Origin of the sequence: Cellulosimicrobium composti, from assembly GCF_009711085.1 — a bacterium.
Classification (GTDB): Bacteria; Actinomycetota; Actinomycetes; order Actinomycetales; family Cellulomonadaceae; genus Cellulosimicrobium; species Cellulosimicrobium composti.
In genome coordinates, this window is the sequence record NZ_WMKA01000006.1 from 16,878 (window position 1) to 30,073 (window position 13,196).

Consider the following 13,196-nt stretch of genomic DNA (forward strand, 5'->3'; position numbering starts at 1 on the left):
CACGGGGCTACCGGTAGTTCGTGAACTGCAGCGCGACGTCGAGGTCGGAGCCCTTGAGCAGCGCGATCACGGCCTGCAGGTCGTCGCGCGACTTGCTCGTGACCCGGACCTCGTCGCCCGTGATCTGCGTCTTCACGGCCTTGGGGCCCTCGTCGCGGATGATCTTGGTGATCTTCTTCGCGTTCTCGCTCGACAGCCCCTCCTTGAGGGTCGCCGCGAGCCGGTACTCCTTGCCCGACGCCTTGGGCTCCTTGTCGCCCGTGTCGAGCGCCTTGAGGGAGATGCCCCGCTTGACGAGCTTGGTCTCGAACACGTCGAGGATCGCGAGCACGCGCTCCGCCGAGTTCGCGACCATGAGGATGCTGTCGCCGCTCCACGCGATCGACGCGCCGACGTTGCGGAAGTCGTAGCGCTGCGAGACCTCCTTGGCGGCCTGGTTGAGCGCGTTGTCGACCTCCTGGCGGTCGACCTTGCTGACGATGTCGAACGACGAGTCGGCCATGGGTGGTCCTCTCTCGGGCCGGGTACGGGTGCTGGGACCCACCGTAGTCGAGCGTGCTCAGGACCGGGCCGCGAGGCGCGTCGCGCGCGCCGTGCGCAGGCCGTCGACCGAGAGCACGACGAGCGCGAGCCACACGAGGCCGAAGCCCGCCCACCGCGTGGCGGACATGGGCTCGTGGAAGACGAGCAGGCCGAACACGAACTGCAGCGCCGGGCCGAGGTACTGCAGCAGGCCGACGACGCTCAGGGGCAGCCGCCGCGCGGCGGCGCTGAAGAGCAGGAGCGGCAGGGCGGTGACGACGCCCGCCGACGCGAGCAGGAGCGCGTGGCCCGTGCCCTCGGCGCCGAACGTGCCGACGCCCGTCGCGGCGAGCCACCCGAGGTACGCGAGCGCGAGGGGCGTGAGCACCGTCGTCTCGACGGCGAGGCCGGGCAGTGCCTCGACCGTGCGGCCCACCCGGTTCTTCACGAGGCCGTAGAGGCCGAACGAGCACGCGAGGACGAGCGCGACCCAGGGCAGGCCGCCCGTCCCCGTGCTGAGCACGACGACCGCCGCCGCCCCGACGCCCACCGCGACCCACTGAGCGGGGCGCAGGCGCTCGCGCAGGACCACGACGGCGAGCAGCACGGTGACGAGCGGGTTGATGAAGTACCCGAGCGCGGCGTCGAGCACGTGCCCGCTGAGGACGCCGTACACGTACGTCGTCCAGTTGACGACGATGAGGACCGCGGCCACGGCGAGCACCCCGAGCGTGCGAGGGGTGCGCAGCGCCGCGACGTACCCGCCGAGCTGGCGCGTGGCGGCGAGGAGCACGAGGCAGAAGACGAGGCTCCACACGACGCGGTGCGCGATGATCTCGACCGGGGCGGCGGGCTCGAGCAGCGGGAAGTAGAGCGGCATGGCGCCCCACAGGAAGAACGCGCCGGCGCCGAGGAGGAGGCCCCACCGGTCGGTCGGCGCGGCCGGGCCCGTGCGGGCGCCGGACGACGCGGGGGCGGCCGGGGGAGCGGTGGCGCCGGTGGGCGCGGGCTCGGGCGTCCCGGGGCCCGGGAGGTGGCCCGGGGCGGGGGAGGGGTGGCTCACCGGACCACTGTACGGACGGGCGCCGACACCGTCGCGGGCCACCTCCTGCCGGCCGCGGCGGAGGGCCGTGCCGGGCCTCGCGAGGGGCGGATTTCGCACCTGGTGCGACGGGGCTGTATCGTGAGTGCGCTCGCACAGCGAGGACGGCACGACGTGTCGTCCTGGCGGGGCGCGCAGCTCCACATGGCAGGTTGCCCGAGCGGCCAAAGGGATCTGACTGTAAATCAGACGGCTCAGCCTTCGGGGGTTCGAATCCCTCACCTGCCACCGGAGCGACGGGGCGTCACCCATCGGGTGACGCCCCGTCGTCGTTCCCGGCACGCCGCCGCGCGGACCGGTCCCGGGTTGCCGGACGCCGCCGCGCGGGTCTCCCGGGAGGTCGTCGTCCCAGGGTCCTGGAGCCCAGGAACGGCGGAACGACGCCGATTTCGTTCGGCGCCGTGTTCCGTGTAGAGTTTTCCGCGCTGCCCCGATAGCTCAGTCGGCAGAGCATCTCCATGGTAAGGAGAAGGTCAAGGGTTCGATTCCCTTTCGGGGCTCTGTGGTGACGCGGGGTCGTTTCGCTGGAATACTGGCGAGACGGCCTCGCGTTCAGTCACGCGGCGGGGTAGCTCAGATGGTTAGAGCGCACGACTCATAATCGTGAGGTCGCGGGTTCGATCCCCGCCTCCGCTACCACTTTCGACAACCTCGCACGGCGGCCGGCGTCGTGCGACCTGCACAGCACATGCGCCCTCCGGAGGCGCGAGAGGTGGCTCACTACCGTGGCAAGCAAGAGCGCTGACGTTCGCCCCAAGATCACGCTGGCCTGCGTGGACTGCAAGGAGCGCAACTACATCACGAAGAAGAACCGTCGCAACGACCCGGACCGCCTGGAGCTCGCGAAGTTCTGCCCGCGCTGCGGCAAGCACACCGCGCACCGCGAGACCCGCTGAGCCTCCGGCTCCGCACCTGCGCACGCCCGTGAGCGTCAACCCGGCCTACGTCGGCCGCGAGTACCCCGCCAACGCGCCGTACTCGGTGGGACGCGAGAAGCTGCGCGAGTTCTCCGGCGCCGTCGGCGCCTCCCACCCCGTGCACCACGACCTCGTGGCGGCGCGGGGTGCGGGCTATCCGGACCTGGTCGCGCCGCCGACCTTCGCCGTCGTCGTCGCCCAGCGCGCGGAGAGCCAGCTGATCGAGGACCCCGAGGCGGGCATCGACTTCTCGCGCGTCGTCCACGCGGACGAGCGCTTCACGCACCACCGGCCGATCGTCGCGGGCGACGAGCTCGTGACCGTGCTGCACGTGGACTCGATCGTCGAGCGGGCCGGCCTCGCGATGGTCACCACGCGCTGCGAGATCGCGGCGCTCCTGCCCGACGGCGGCACCGAGCCGGTCTCGACCGTCACCTCGACCCTCGCGGTCCGGGGGGAGGGCGCATGAGCACCGAGGCCACCCGCCCCGCCCTGGCCGACCTGTCGGTCGGTGACGTGATCGGCACCCGCACGGTCGAGGTCGACCGCGCCCGCCTCGTGCGGTACGCCGGCGCGAGCGGCGACTTCAACCCGATCCACTGGAACGACGCGTTCGCCGCCGAGGTGGGCCTGCCCGGCGTCATCGCCCACGGCATGTTCACGATGGGCGCCGCGGTGGCCCTCGTCGAGGACTGGGCCGGCGACCCGGGCGCCGTCGTCGACTACCAGACGCGCTTCACGCGCCCCGTGCCCGTGCCGAACCCCGGCGTCGCGACGCTCGAGGTGACGGGGGCCGTGGGCGCCGTGGATGCGGACGCCGGCACCGTCCGCATCGACCTCACCGTGACGTTCGAGGGTGCCCGCGTGCTCGGCAAGACGCAGGCGGTCGTCCGTCTCTGACGCCGTGCCGCCGCGGCGGCACGCTCACGACGCCCCGAGGGCGCCGCACCCGGCCGGGTGCGGCGCCCTCGTCGTTCCCGGGCGGCCGCTCGCGTGCCGCGCACCCGGACGGCCCGGCCCCCACCTCCGGACGGCGACCCCCTTCCGTCGTGAGAGCGCTCCCACTAGGGTGGGGCGCGCCAGCCACGACGTCGAAGGAGACGCTCATGACCCAGCACGGCGACCGTCCCGCACGCCTCGACCCGCCCGCCCCGGAGCCCGGCCCCGCACCCGCGCGGGGCATCGACCGCCGCACCGTGCTCGCCCTGGGCGGCGCGCTCGCACTCGCCGGGCTCACCGCGACGCCCGCCGCGGCGCGGCCGGGCGGCGCACCGCCCGCGCCGGGGCGACCCGGTGGCGGACCGGACCGCGGGAGCGCCGGGTCGGTCGGGCGCGCCCACGACTTCCTCGGGGCAGCCCTCGACGCCTACCCGGAGGTCGGCCCCGGCCCCCGTCTCGCGCAGTCGTACGCCGACCAGCTCGGGCTGTTCTCGACCGCCTTCGTCTACGACAACGCGCTCGCGGTCCTCGCGAGCCTCACCGCCGGGCGCCGCTATCTCGACCGGGCGCGCGCGCTCGGCGACGGGCTCGTGTTCGCGCTCGAGCACGACCCCGAGCACGACGACGGCCGGCTGCGCCAGGCGTACAACGTCGGGCCGTACGTCTTCTACGACGGCACGCCCCAGGACCACGGGCTCGTGCTCCCGGACGGCACCGCGAACGTCGGGTGGCAGTTCGGGTTCCTCGGCACCGCGGTGGGCGACATGGCGTGGCCGGGCATCGCCCTGCTGCACCTGCACGCCGTCACGCGCGACCGGCGCTACCTCGACGCCGCCCGCCGGATCGCCGGGTGGGTCGTCGCGAACACGTGGTCGCACGAGCCCCTGGGCGGGTTCTCGTTCGGGGTGGACGGGGCGAACGCCCCGGTCCCCAACGGCTCGACCGAGCACAACATCGACTGCGTCGCGTTCTTCCGGCAGCTCGGCGCGGCCACGCGCGAGCGCCGCTGGACCGAGGCCGCCGCGCACGCGCGCGCGTTCGTCGACCGCATGTGGGAGCCCGACGGCGGCTACTGGTACACGGGCACGAACGACGGCGTCGAGATCAACCGGGACCCGCTCCCGCTCGACCCGCAGACGTGGGGGTGGCTCGCGCTGCGCGACCGCCGGCACGCCCGTGCGCTCGACTGGGCGGACGACACGCTCGCGACGCGCGACGTCGCGGGGGACGGGCTCTCGCAGCTCCCCGCGGGCACCGTCGTGGAGGGCGTGACGTTCTCGAGCGCGAGCCTGACGTCGACGGCGACGTACAACGACCGGCAGGTGCACCCGCAGGGCGTGTGGCTCGAGGGGACGGCGCAGCTCGCGTCGGCGCTCGCGGACCGCGGGGCGCGCGGACGCGGGAGCCGTGACGACCGCCGCCGGGGCCGGCGAGGCTGCGAGCGGCACGACGACCGCGACCGGGCCGAGGGCCTGCTGCGGGAGGTCCGGCTCGTGCAGGACCGCGTCGGGGCGGGCCAGACGATGGGCGGGGCGCCGCTCCCGGAGCGGTCGGGCGTCGTGGCGGCGTCGAGCCTCCTCGACTCGGGCTTCGGCTTCGGGTACTTCCCGGTCCAGCACGTCGGCGCGACGTCGTGGTACCTGCTCGCGGCGGCGCGCGCGAACCCGCTGCAGCCGGGCCGGCTCGGCTGACGCGCGGCGTCAGGTGGTGGGGGCGGGGCCGGTCGTCGTCCCCACCACGAGCTCCACGTCGAGCTCGACGGTCGTCGGGGTCTCCCCGGCGAGCTGGCGGATGACGGCCCGCCCGAGCTCGGCGCCCTTGCGCGCGAGCGGCTGGTGGACGGTCGTGAGCACGTCCGGGGCGAGCCACGGCAGGTCGAGCCCGTCGAACCCGGCCACGGAGACGTCGTCGGGCACGCGCAGGCCGAGCTCGCGCGCGGCGAGCAGGGCTCCGGCGGCCAGGAGGTCGGAGTGCGCGATGACGGCGGTGGGCCGGGTGCTCGGGTCGGCCGCGACGGTCGCGCCGTCCGCGCCGGGACGCCCGAGCAGGGCGAGCGTCGCGGAGCGGCCGTGCTCGACGAGCGACGCCTCGGTCTCCCAGCTCGCCACGGGCTCGACGACGTCGCGCACGCCCGCGAGCCGGTTGGCCGTCGGCGTCCGGTCCACCTGCGCGAGCCGCTCGGCGTCGATCGGGCCGCTGCGGTCGGTGGTGTCGAGGGGGAGCGAGACCTCGGCGACGCGCGTGTGCCCGAGGTCGACGAGGTGGCGCACGACGGCGGCCGTGCCCGACCGGTCGCGGATGGCGACGAGCGGCGCGCCCTCGACCTCGCGGCCCTCGCCGACGACCACGGGCACGCCGCGCCGCTGCAGCGCGGCGAGCGTCGCGTCGTCGGTGCCGACGCCCCACACGAGGACGGCGACGTCCATCGCCGCGCTCTCGACGAGCGGGTCGACGGCGCGCGCCGGGTCGTCGGACGGGATGCCGGGGATGAGGAGCACGCCCAGGCCGTTCTCGCCGAGCGTCGAGACGAGACCGTCGAGGACCTGGACGGCGACGGGGTCGCGGAACGCGCGGCGCAGCTGGTCGCCCACGACGACGCCGACGACGCCCGAGCGGCCCGACCGCAGCTGGCGGCCGAGCGGGTTGGGTCCGGTGTACCCGAGCTCCTTCGCGGCGTCGAGCACGCGCGCGCGGGTCTCGGGCGTGATGGGCCCGGCGCCGGAGAACGCGAGCGACGCGGTCGAGACGGACACGCCCGCGAGCTCGGCGACCTTGGCGAGCGTGGGGCGGTGGCCGGACGCGGCGGTCCCGGGCTCCCGGTTGCCGGGGGTGTCGCTCATCACGCTCCCTGCCTCCCGCGCGTGCGGGATTCTCGATTGACGCGCGGCCAGCGTACCCGCACACTGGTGACCATGCCTCGAATCGATTCGAAGCGCTCTCTTCTCCGTCGGATCGAATCGATTCGAGGAGGTGCTGCGCAGTCCTCGCCCGACCCCTCGCACGACGCCCGCGCCCTGGCCAGGGCCCGCTGGGTGCTCCTCGGCGTGTTCGCGCTCAACGGCGTGATGATGTCGAGCTGGCTCGCGCGCATCCCCTCGGTGCGCGACGCGCTCGACCTCACCGCCGCGGACCTCGGCGTCGTGCTCCTCGCCGGGGCCGTCGGCGCCCTCGCCACCGTCACGGCGGCCGGCCCCTTCGTCGCGCGCTTCGGCGGCCGCGTCGCGTTCACCGTGTCGGCGCTGCTGTTCGGCGTCGCGTTCCTGCTGCTCGGCCTCGGGCCCGCGACCGGGTCGGTCGCGCTCCTCGCGGCGGGCATCTTCGTCAACGGGATGGCGTTCGCCCTCGGCAACGTGCCCATGAACGTGGAGAGCGCGGGCATCGAGCGCCGCGTCGGCCGCACGATCCTGCCCCAGTTCCACGCCGCGTTCTCCGTCGGCGCCGTCGTCGGGTCCCTCGTCGGCGCGGCGTGCGCGCACGCCCACGTGCCCGTGCTCGTCCAGTTCGTCGCGACCGGTGCCGTCGCCACGGTGTGGCGCCTCGCCGCGATCCCGGCGACCGTCCACGACACGCTCCCGGTCCGGACCCCCGCGCCGACCGCCCCCGCTCCGGTCGAGTCGCTCGGCGACGCGGTCGTCGACGTCGAGACCGCGGGCCTGCGGTCGCGCCTCGCGCGCCGCGGCGCCCGCCTCGGTGCCGCGCTCTCCGCGTGGCGCGAGCCCCGCACGCTGCTCATCGGCCTCGTCATCCTCTCGGCCGCGCTCTCCGAGGGGTCGGCGAACGACTGGCTGTCGCTCGCCGTCGTCGACGGGTTCGCCCAGACCGAGGCCGTCGGAGCCGTCGTGTTCGGCACGTTCGTCGCCGCGATGACCGTCATGCGCCTCGCCGGCACGCGGCTCATCGACCGCTTCGGGCGCGTCACCGTGCTGCGCGCCTCGGGCGTCGCGTCGATCGCCGGCCTCCTGCTCTTCGGCTTCGCGCCGACCCTCGGGCTCGCGGGCGTCGGCGTCGTGCTGTGGGGGTTCGGCGCGGCGCTCGCGGTGCCCGTCGGGATCGCCGCGGCCTCCGACGAGCCCCTGCGCGCCGCCGGCCGCGTGTCCGTCGTCTCCGCGTTCGCCTCGATGGCCTCGCTCGCCGCGCCCCCGCTGCTCGGGCTCGCCGCCGAGGCCGTGGGCGCCCGCCACGCGCTCGTGCTCATCGTCGGCGCGATGCTCCTCAGCGTCGTCCTCGCGCGTCAGGTCGCGCCGCTGCGCGCCGCGGCACCCGCGTCCGGGGCGTCGCGCCCCGCCCCGACCGCGGGGGACGTGACGCCGGACGGGGTGGAGGATGGTCCGGTGACCGACGCGCCCCGCCCCCGCCGGCCGCGCCGGCCCCGGACCGCCCGCGCCGGGTCGTCCGCCACCCGCCACCGTGCCGCGGCACGGCGCCCCCGAACCCGCCCGTCGCACCGCCGCGAGGAGACCTCCGCATGACCGCCCGCACCGACCGCCGCGCCGTCGCCCTGGCCACCTGGGCCGTGTTCGCGGTCTTCTTCCTCAACGGCTTCAACTTCGCGACCTGGGCGTCGCGCCTGCCCGCCGTGCGCGACTCGCTCGGGTTCACCGAGGCGCAGATGGGCCTGCTGCTGCTCTTCATGGCCGTCGGGTCGCTGCTCGCGCTCCCGCTCTCGGGCATGGTCGTGCAGCGCCTCGGCGCCTCGAAGGCCGTGACGCTGTTCGCGGTCGCGAACGTCGTCGGCCTCGTCACCGCCGTCACCGGCGTCGCGACCGGCGAGGACCTCGTCGTGCGCGTCGGGCTCTTCCTCGCGGGCGTCGGCACCGGGGTGTGGGACGCCGCGATGAACCTCGAGGGGGCCGCCGTCGAGCAGCGCCTCGGCAAGGCGATCATGCCGCGCTTCCACGCCGGCTTCTCCTTCGGCACGATGGCGGGCGCGGGCGTCGGCGCCGTCATGGCCGGGCTGCACGTCCCGGTCCAGGCCCACCTCACGGGCGCCGTCGTGCTCAGCCTCGTCGGCGTCCTGTGGTCCGTCCGGTTCTTCCTCCCCGCCGGGAAGGTCGACGACGCCCCCGAGGCGGCCGTCGAGACCGCGCAGGACGCCGCGGGCGCCGACCCGGCCGCCGCGGCCGGCAGCGGCGCGCCCCGCACCGCGGGCCAGGAGGCGCGCGGCGCGCTGAGCGCCTGGACCGAGCCGCGGACCCTGCTCATCGGCCTCGTCGTGCTCGCCGCCGCGCTCACCGAGGGCGCCGCGAACGACTGGGTGAGCCTCGCCGTCGTGGACGGCTTCGAGACGTCCGACGCCATGGGCGCGGTCGGGCTCGCCGTCTTCCTCACGGCGATGACGGGCATGCGCCTGCTCGGCACCGGGCTCCTCGACCGCTACGGCCGCGTCGTCGTGCTGCGGCTCTCCGCCGCGCTCGCACTCGTGGGCCTCCTGCTCTTCACGCTCGCGCCGAGCATCTGGCTCGCGCTGCTGGGCGTCGTCGCGTGGGGCCTGGGGGCCGCGCTCGGGTTCCCGGTCGGGATGAGCGCCGCGTCCGACGACCCGGCCCGCGCCGCGGTGCGCGTGAGCGTCGTCGCGACGATCGGGTACTCGGCGTTCTTCATGGGGCCGCCCCTCATCGGCTTCCTCGCCGAGCACGTCGGCTACCGCGGCGCGCTGCTCGTCATCGCGGTGCCGGTCCTCGTCGGACTGCTCGTGGTGGGCGCGACGCGCCCGCTCCCGACGGCCGCGGGGTCGGCCGGCCGGCAGGCCGCGCGGAGCTCCCAGGAGACCCCCGGCCGCTGACGCGCCCGCGCGCGAACTACGCTGGGTCGGTGACCTGTGAACCCGCCGCCCCCGTCGACCGCGACCGCCCCGAGATCGCCGGGACGGCTCCCGGACTGCTCCCCGAGGCCGTCGGCACGCCCGCGCTCGCCGAGCTGACGACGCTGCGCGTGGGCGGGCCCGTCGACCGCTACGTCGAGGCGCACAGCGAGGCGGAGCTCGTCGAGACCGTGCGCGCCGCGGACGACGCGGGGGAGCCGCTGCTCGTCATCGGCGGCGGGTCGAACCTGCTCGTCGGCGACGCCGGGTTCGGCGGGGTCGTCGTGCGCGACCTGCGGCGCGGCATCACCGTCGACGCGGAGGACTCGTGCGGCGGCGCGAGCTTCCACGCGCCCGCCGGGCAGGACTGGGACGAGCTCGTGGCGCGCGCCGTCGCGGAGGAGTGGGTGGGCGTCGAGGCGCTCTCCGGCATCCCCGGGACCGTCGGCGCCGCGCCCGTGCAGAACATCGGCGCGTACGGGCAGGAGGTGTCGGGCGTCGTGTCGACCGTGCGCGTGTGGGACCGGGCGCGCTCGCGCGTGCGGACCCTCGCGGTCGGCGAGCTCGCGTTCGGGTACCGGACGTCGCTGCTCAAGCGGAGCATGCACGCGGCGGGGGAGAGCGGCGGGGACGGCGAGACGGGCGGCCCCTGGTACCCGACGCCCCGGTACGTCGTGCTCGACGTCGGCTTCCAGGCGCGGCTCGGGTCGCTCTCCGCGCCGGTCGCGTACCCCGAGCTCGCGCGGACGCTCGGCGTGCAGGTGGGCGACCGCGCCCCGAGCGCCGACGTGCGCGACGCCGTGCTCGCGCTGCGCGCGCGCAAGGGCATGCTGCTCGACGGCGTCGGGCCGGACGTCGCGACGGCGGACGGCGACGGGACCACCGGCCCGGACCACGACCGCTGGAGCGCCGGGTCGTTCTTCACCAACCCGGTCGTGCCCGCCGACCAGGCGGACCTCCTCCCGGCGGACGCGCCGCGCTACCCGGTGCGGACGGCGACGCCGAGCCGGACGACCGGGCCGAGCCTCGGGGAGATCGACCCGACGCTCGTGAAGACGTCGGCGGCGTGGCTCATCGAGCGCGCCGGGTTCGCCCGCGGCTTCGGCGTGCACGGGCCCGCGAGCCCCGCCCGCCTGTCCACGAAGCACACGCTCGCGCTGACGAACCGCGGCGGCGCGAGCGCGGAGGACCTCGTCGAGCTCGCGCGCGCGGTGCGCGACGGCGTCGCGGAGACGTTCGGCGTGGAGCTCGTCCCCGAGCCGGTGCTCGTCGGCGTCTCCCTCTGACGCCCCCGGCGGGTCGCGGTCAGTAGACGAGGACCGTGGTGCCCGGGTCGGCGTGCCAGGAGTCCCAGAGCCAGTTCATCGCGGAGTTCGCCACGCGCACGCACCCGTGCGACGCGGGCCACGGCGGGATCGAGCCGGAGCCGTGCACGGCGATGCCGCCCGTGAAGAACTTCGGGCGCCACATGTCGCCGAGCTCGAGGCTCGAGGAGTGGTTGCCGTCGACCTGCCGGCCCACGTGGAACGTGCCGCGCGGCGTGGTCGCGCGGTAGGTGCGGCCCTTCGCCTCGTACGACTCGCCGTTCCCGGACGACGCGTTGACGACCGTGACGACGCGGCCGTCCTCGACGGCGAGGAGGAGCTGGCGGTCGAGGTCGATCTCGACGACCTTGCCGGAGCCGCTGCGCGGCTGCGGCGTGACGCCCTGGTCGAGCGCGGCCTGCGTCGCCGGGCCGACGACGCCGTCGCGCGAGAGGCCGGCGGCCTTCTGCAGCGCCCACACGGCCTGCTGCGTCCCCGGGCCGAAGTCGCCGTCGGGCGCGCCGATGAAGTAGCCGAGGTCGGCGAGGCGCTGCTGGAGCGCGACGACGCGCTCGCCCGTCGCGCCCCGGGCGAGCTCCGCGGGCTCCTCCGGGGCCGGCGGGGGATCGGGCGTCGGCTCGGGCGCGGGCGGCGGTGTGCTCGGCTCGGGGTCCGGCGTGGGCTCGGGCGTCTCGGTCTCGGCGGGGGAGGGCTCGGGCTCGGTGGTCGGCTCGGCGCTCGGCCCGGTGGTCGTCGGCTCCGGGTCCGGCGTCGTGGGCGCGTCGGCGGTCGCTGACGGCGTCCGCCCGGGCTCGAGGTCGGGCAGCCCGGCCTGGCACCCGGCGAGCGCGAGCGCTGCGACGAGCGCGGGCACGACGGCGCGCGCGAGGACTCCAGGGTTGCGCCCTCCCCGGCGCGGCAACCGCGCCGCCTCGACCCGGGTCCCCGACGTGCCGGTCGTCGCTCCGTGCTCCACGTTCTCCCCCTCCGTGTCCCGCGGTACGCGCCGCGGAGGTCCATCATGCGCCGTGCCGGGCCCCGGGACGGTGCGGTTCCGCGATCGGCGGCGGATCGTGACCCTGTCGTGACGCACGGGCGGCTTCGTGCCCTCGTCGCGCGCGCACTCGTCATCCGTGCCGTCCTCTCGCGCGGCGTCGGGTGCGCGGCTCGGCACCGGTCCGGGGCCTCCCGCGGTGCGGCTCAGCGCCGGCCCGGGTCGTCCGGGGGCGCGTCGAGCAGGGCCGCGCGCACGACGTCGAGGATCGCCTCGTCCGCCAGACCCGCCTCGCGTCCGGCGCGGACGACCTCGTGCGCGGCGTGGCGTGCGGCGACGTCCGCGGGGGAGACGCCGTCGGCGACGACGGTGCCTGCGCGGCGGCGGCTCGTGACGACGCCGGACGCCTCGAGCTCGCGGTACGCGCGCGCGACGGTCCCGGGCGCGAGGCCGAGGTCGGTCGCGAGGGCGCGGATCGTCGGGAGCCGGTCGCCCACGCGCAGCCGCCCCGCGGCGACGTGCGCGACGACCTGGCTCCGGATCTGCTCGTACGGCGCGACCCCGGAGCGCAGGTCGATCTCGACGCGGAGCTCAGGCGACGGCACGGCCGCCTCCCGCCGCGTCGGGCGCGGCACCGGCCTCCCCGGCCGACGCGTCCGGGTCCGGCGCGGGGCGGACGACGACCGCGACGGCCGCCACGGCGAGCACGACCGCGACGACGACGAGGACCACGGCACCGGGGTAGCCCGCGCGCGCCGCGGCGTTCGCGCCGACGCCGAGCGTCCCGGCGGCCGTGAGGCCGAGCGCGAGCTGCGTGCCGCGCAGGACCCGGTGCGCGGACGCGCGGCGCAGGCCCATGTCCCAGGCGGCGTCGACCTGCGCGACGGCGGGGCGTCGCGCGACGAGGCGTAGCACGCCCTCGGCGCCCGCGACGAGCAGCACCGCGGCGAGCGCGAGCCACGTGCCGTAGAACCAGCCCGGGTAGGGGCCGGCCGTGGAGGTCACGTCACCCGCGACGCGCGTCACCGACCGGCCGTCGGCGCCGGCCGTGAGCCCGCCGACGACGGCGAGCAGCACGACGAGCGCCGCGAGCGACCACGTGAGGCGCCGCAGACCGCGGGGTGCGACGTCGGCGGCCGTCCGCGGGCGCAGCGTGGCCGCGCGCACGGCGGTGCGGGGGCGGGGCCACGTGAGCTCCCCGACGGCGTGCGCGCCGAGGAGCGCCAGTCCGACGACGGCGGGGGCCAGGCCCACGAGCACGCCCTCCGCGAGCCCGCCCACGACGTCCGTGACCGCCTGCGTGAGCGCCGCGCCCGCGAGGACGGCCGCGGCGACCGCGGCGACGCTCACCGTGGTCGCGTGCCGCCGCGCGGCCCGGCGGACCGGGTCAGCCCCGGCGACGTCGGCGAGCGTCGGCCCGGACGAGCGCGCCACGGCCCGGACTGCGAGCACGACGACGAGCGCGAGCGTCGCGAGCGCGGCGACCACCGCGCCGCTCCACAGCACGTCGTACGCGGCGGGCAGGAACAGGTCGACCGCGGGCGGTTGCTCGGTCGTCGTTTGTACCAACATATGAATACATTCGCACGCGTGGGGTCGCCCGCGCAAGGCCGTGCTG

Annotated in this window: 13 protein-coding genes and 3 tRNA genes; 10 read left to right on the top strand and 6 right to left on the bottom strand. The window is 76.2% G+C overall.

Annotated elements, in window-relative coordinates:
• Positions 1-7 precede the first annotated feature (7 nt).
• Positions 8-502, bottom strand: coding sequence for a YajQ family cyclic di-GMP-binding protein (locus GJV82_RS03965; protein ID WP_115942046.1), 495 nt, complete (start codon positions 500-502; stop codon positions 8-10).
• 57 nt (positions 503-559) lie between these two features.
• Positions 560-1,585 (bottom strand): EamA family transporter RarD, encoded by a 1,026-nt coding sequence (rarD, locus tag GJV82_RS03970; RefSeq protein WP_404812918.1) that lies wholly within the window; start codon positions 1,583-1,585, stop codon positions 560-562.
• A 185-nt stretch (positions 1,586-1,770) separates the two neighbouring features.
• Between rarD and GJV82_RS03975 the strand changes: the two genes are divergently transcribed.
• From GJV82_RS03975 to GJV82_RS04005, 7 genes are all read left to right on the top strand, one after another.
• Positions 1,771-1,852 (top strand) — tRNA-Tyr (locus tag GJV82_RS03975).
• Positions 1,853-2,051: 199 nt separating this feature from the next.
• A tRNA-Thr gene (locus GJV82_RS03980) sits at positions 2,052-2,124 on the top strand.
• A gap of 62 nt (positions 2,125-2,186) precedes the next feature.
• Positions 2,187-2,263, top strand: a tRNA-Met gene (locus GJV82_RS03985).
• A gap of 86 nt (positions 2,264-2,349) precedes the next feature.
• Positions 2,350-2,520 carry a 50S ribosomal protein L33 gene (rpmG, locus tag GJV82_RS19875; RefSeq protein WP_021482899.1) on the top strand — a complete coding sequence of 57 codons (171 nt, stop codon included), beginning with the start codon at positions 2,350-2,352 and terminating at the stop codon, positions 2,518-2,520.
• A 28-nt stretch (positions 2,521-2,548) separates the two neighbouring features.
• On the top strand, positions 2,549-3,010 hold the full coding sequence (locus GJV82_RS03995) for an FAS1-like dehydratase domain-containing protein (RefSeq protein ID WP_024840276.1): 462 nt from the start codon (positions 2,549-2,551) through the stop codon (positions 3,008-3,010).
• Complete coding sequence (locus tag GJV82_RS04000) at positions 3,007-3,441, top strand: MaoC family dehydratase (protein ID WP_155098342.1); 435 nt, start codon at positions 3,007-3,009, stop codon at positions 3,439-3,441. Before GJV82_RS03995 ends, GJV82_RS04000 begins: the two co-directional genes overlap by 4 nt.
• 206 nt (positions 3,442-3,647) lie before the next feature.
• Entirely contained in the window at positions 3,648-5,171 is a 1,524-nt protein-coding gene (locus tag GJV82_RS04005; protein ID WP_155098343.1) for a Tat pathway signal sequence domain protein, read from the top strand.
• Positions 5,172-5,180: 9 nt separating this feature from the next.
• On the opposite strand, the gene GJV82_RS04010 is transcribed toward GJV82_RS04005, so the two are convergent.
• Positions 5,181-6,320: a LacI family DNA-binding transcriptional regulator gene (locus GJV82_RS04010; RefSeq protein ID WP_115942051.1), complete on the bottom strand. Its 1,140-nt coding sequence runs from the start codon at positions 6,318-6,320 to the stop codon at positions 5,181-5,183.
• A gap of 192 nt (positions 6,321-6,512) precedes the next feature.
• Between GJV82_RS04010 and GJV82_RS04015 the strand changes: the two genes are divergently transcribed.
• The 3 genes from GJV82_RS04015 (at position 6,513) to GJV82_RS04025 (ending at position 10,566) form a co-directional block, all read left to right on the top strand.
• Positions 6,513-7,949: an MFS transporter gene (locus GJV82_RS04015; RefSeq protein ID WP_318657255.1), complete on the top strand. Its 1,437-nt coding sequence runs from the start codon at positions 6,513-6,515 to the stop codon at positions 7,947-7,949.
• On the top strand, positions 7,946-9,262 hold the full coding sequence (locus GJV82_RS04020; RefSeq protein ID WP_155098344.1) for an MFS transporter: 1,317 nt from the start codon (positions 7,946-7,948) through the stop codon (positions 9,260-9,262). The genes GJV82_RS04015 and GJV82_RS04020 overlap by 4 nt, the downstream gene beginning before the upstream one ends.
• A 95-nt stretch (positions 9,263-9,357) precedes the next feature.
• A complete protein-coding gene (locus tag GJV82_RS04025; RefSeq protein ID WP_034604116.1) occupies positions 9,358-10,566 on the top strand; it encodes a UDP-N-acetylmuramate dehydrogenase in 1,209 nt (402 codons plus the stop codon).
• 19 nt (positions 10,567-10,585) lie between these two features.
• Here GJV82_RS04025 and GJV82_RS04030 read toward each other — a convergent pair whose 3' ends face one another.
• From GJV82_RS04030 to GJV82_RS04040, 3 genes are all read right to left on the bottom strand, one after another.
• A complete protein-coding gene (locus GJV82_RS04030; protein ID WP_024840283.1) occupies positions 10,586-11,560 on the bottom strand; it encodes a L,D-transpeptidase family protein in 975 nt (324 codons plus the stop codon).
• A gap of 224 nt (positions 11,561-11,784) precedes the next feature.
• Positions 11,785-12,183 (bottom strand): GntR family transcriptional regulator, encoded by a 399-nt coding sequence (locus tag GJV82_RS04035; RefSeq protein ID WP_034604119.1) that lies wholly within the window; start codon positions 12,181-12,183, stop codon positions 11,785-11,787.
• Entirely contained in the window at positions 12,170-13,150 is a 981-nt protein-coding gene (locus GJV82_RS04040) for a hypothetical protein (protein ID WP_155098345.1), read from the bottom strand. Before GJV82_RS04040 ends, GJV82_RS04035 begins: the two co-directional genes overlap by 14 nt.
• Between the last annotated feature and the right edge of the window lie 46 nt (positions 13,151-13,196).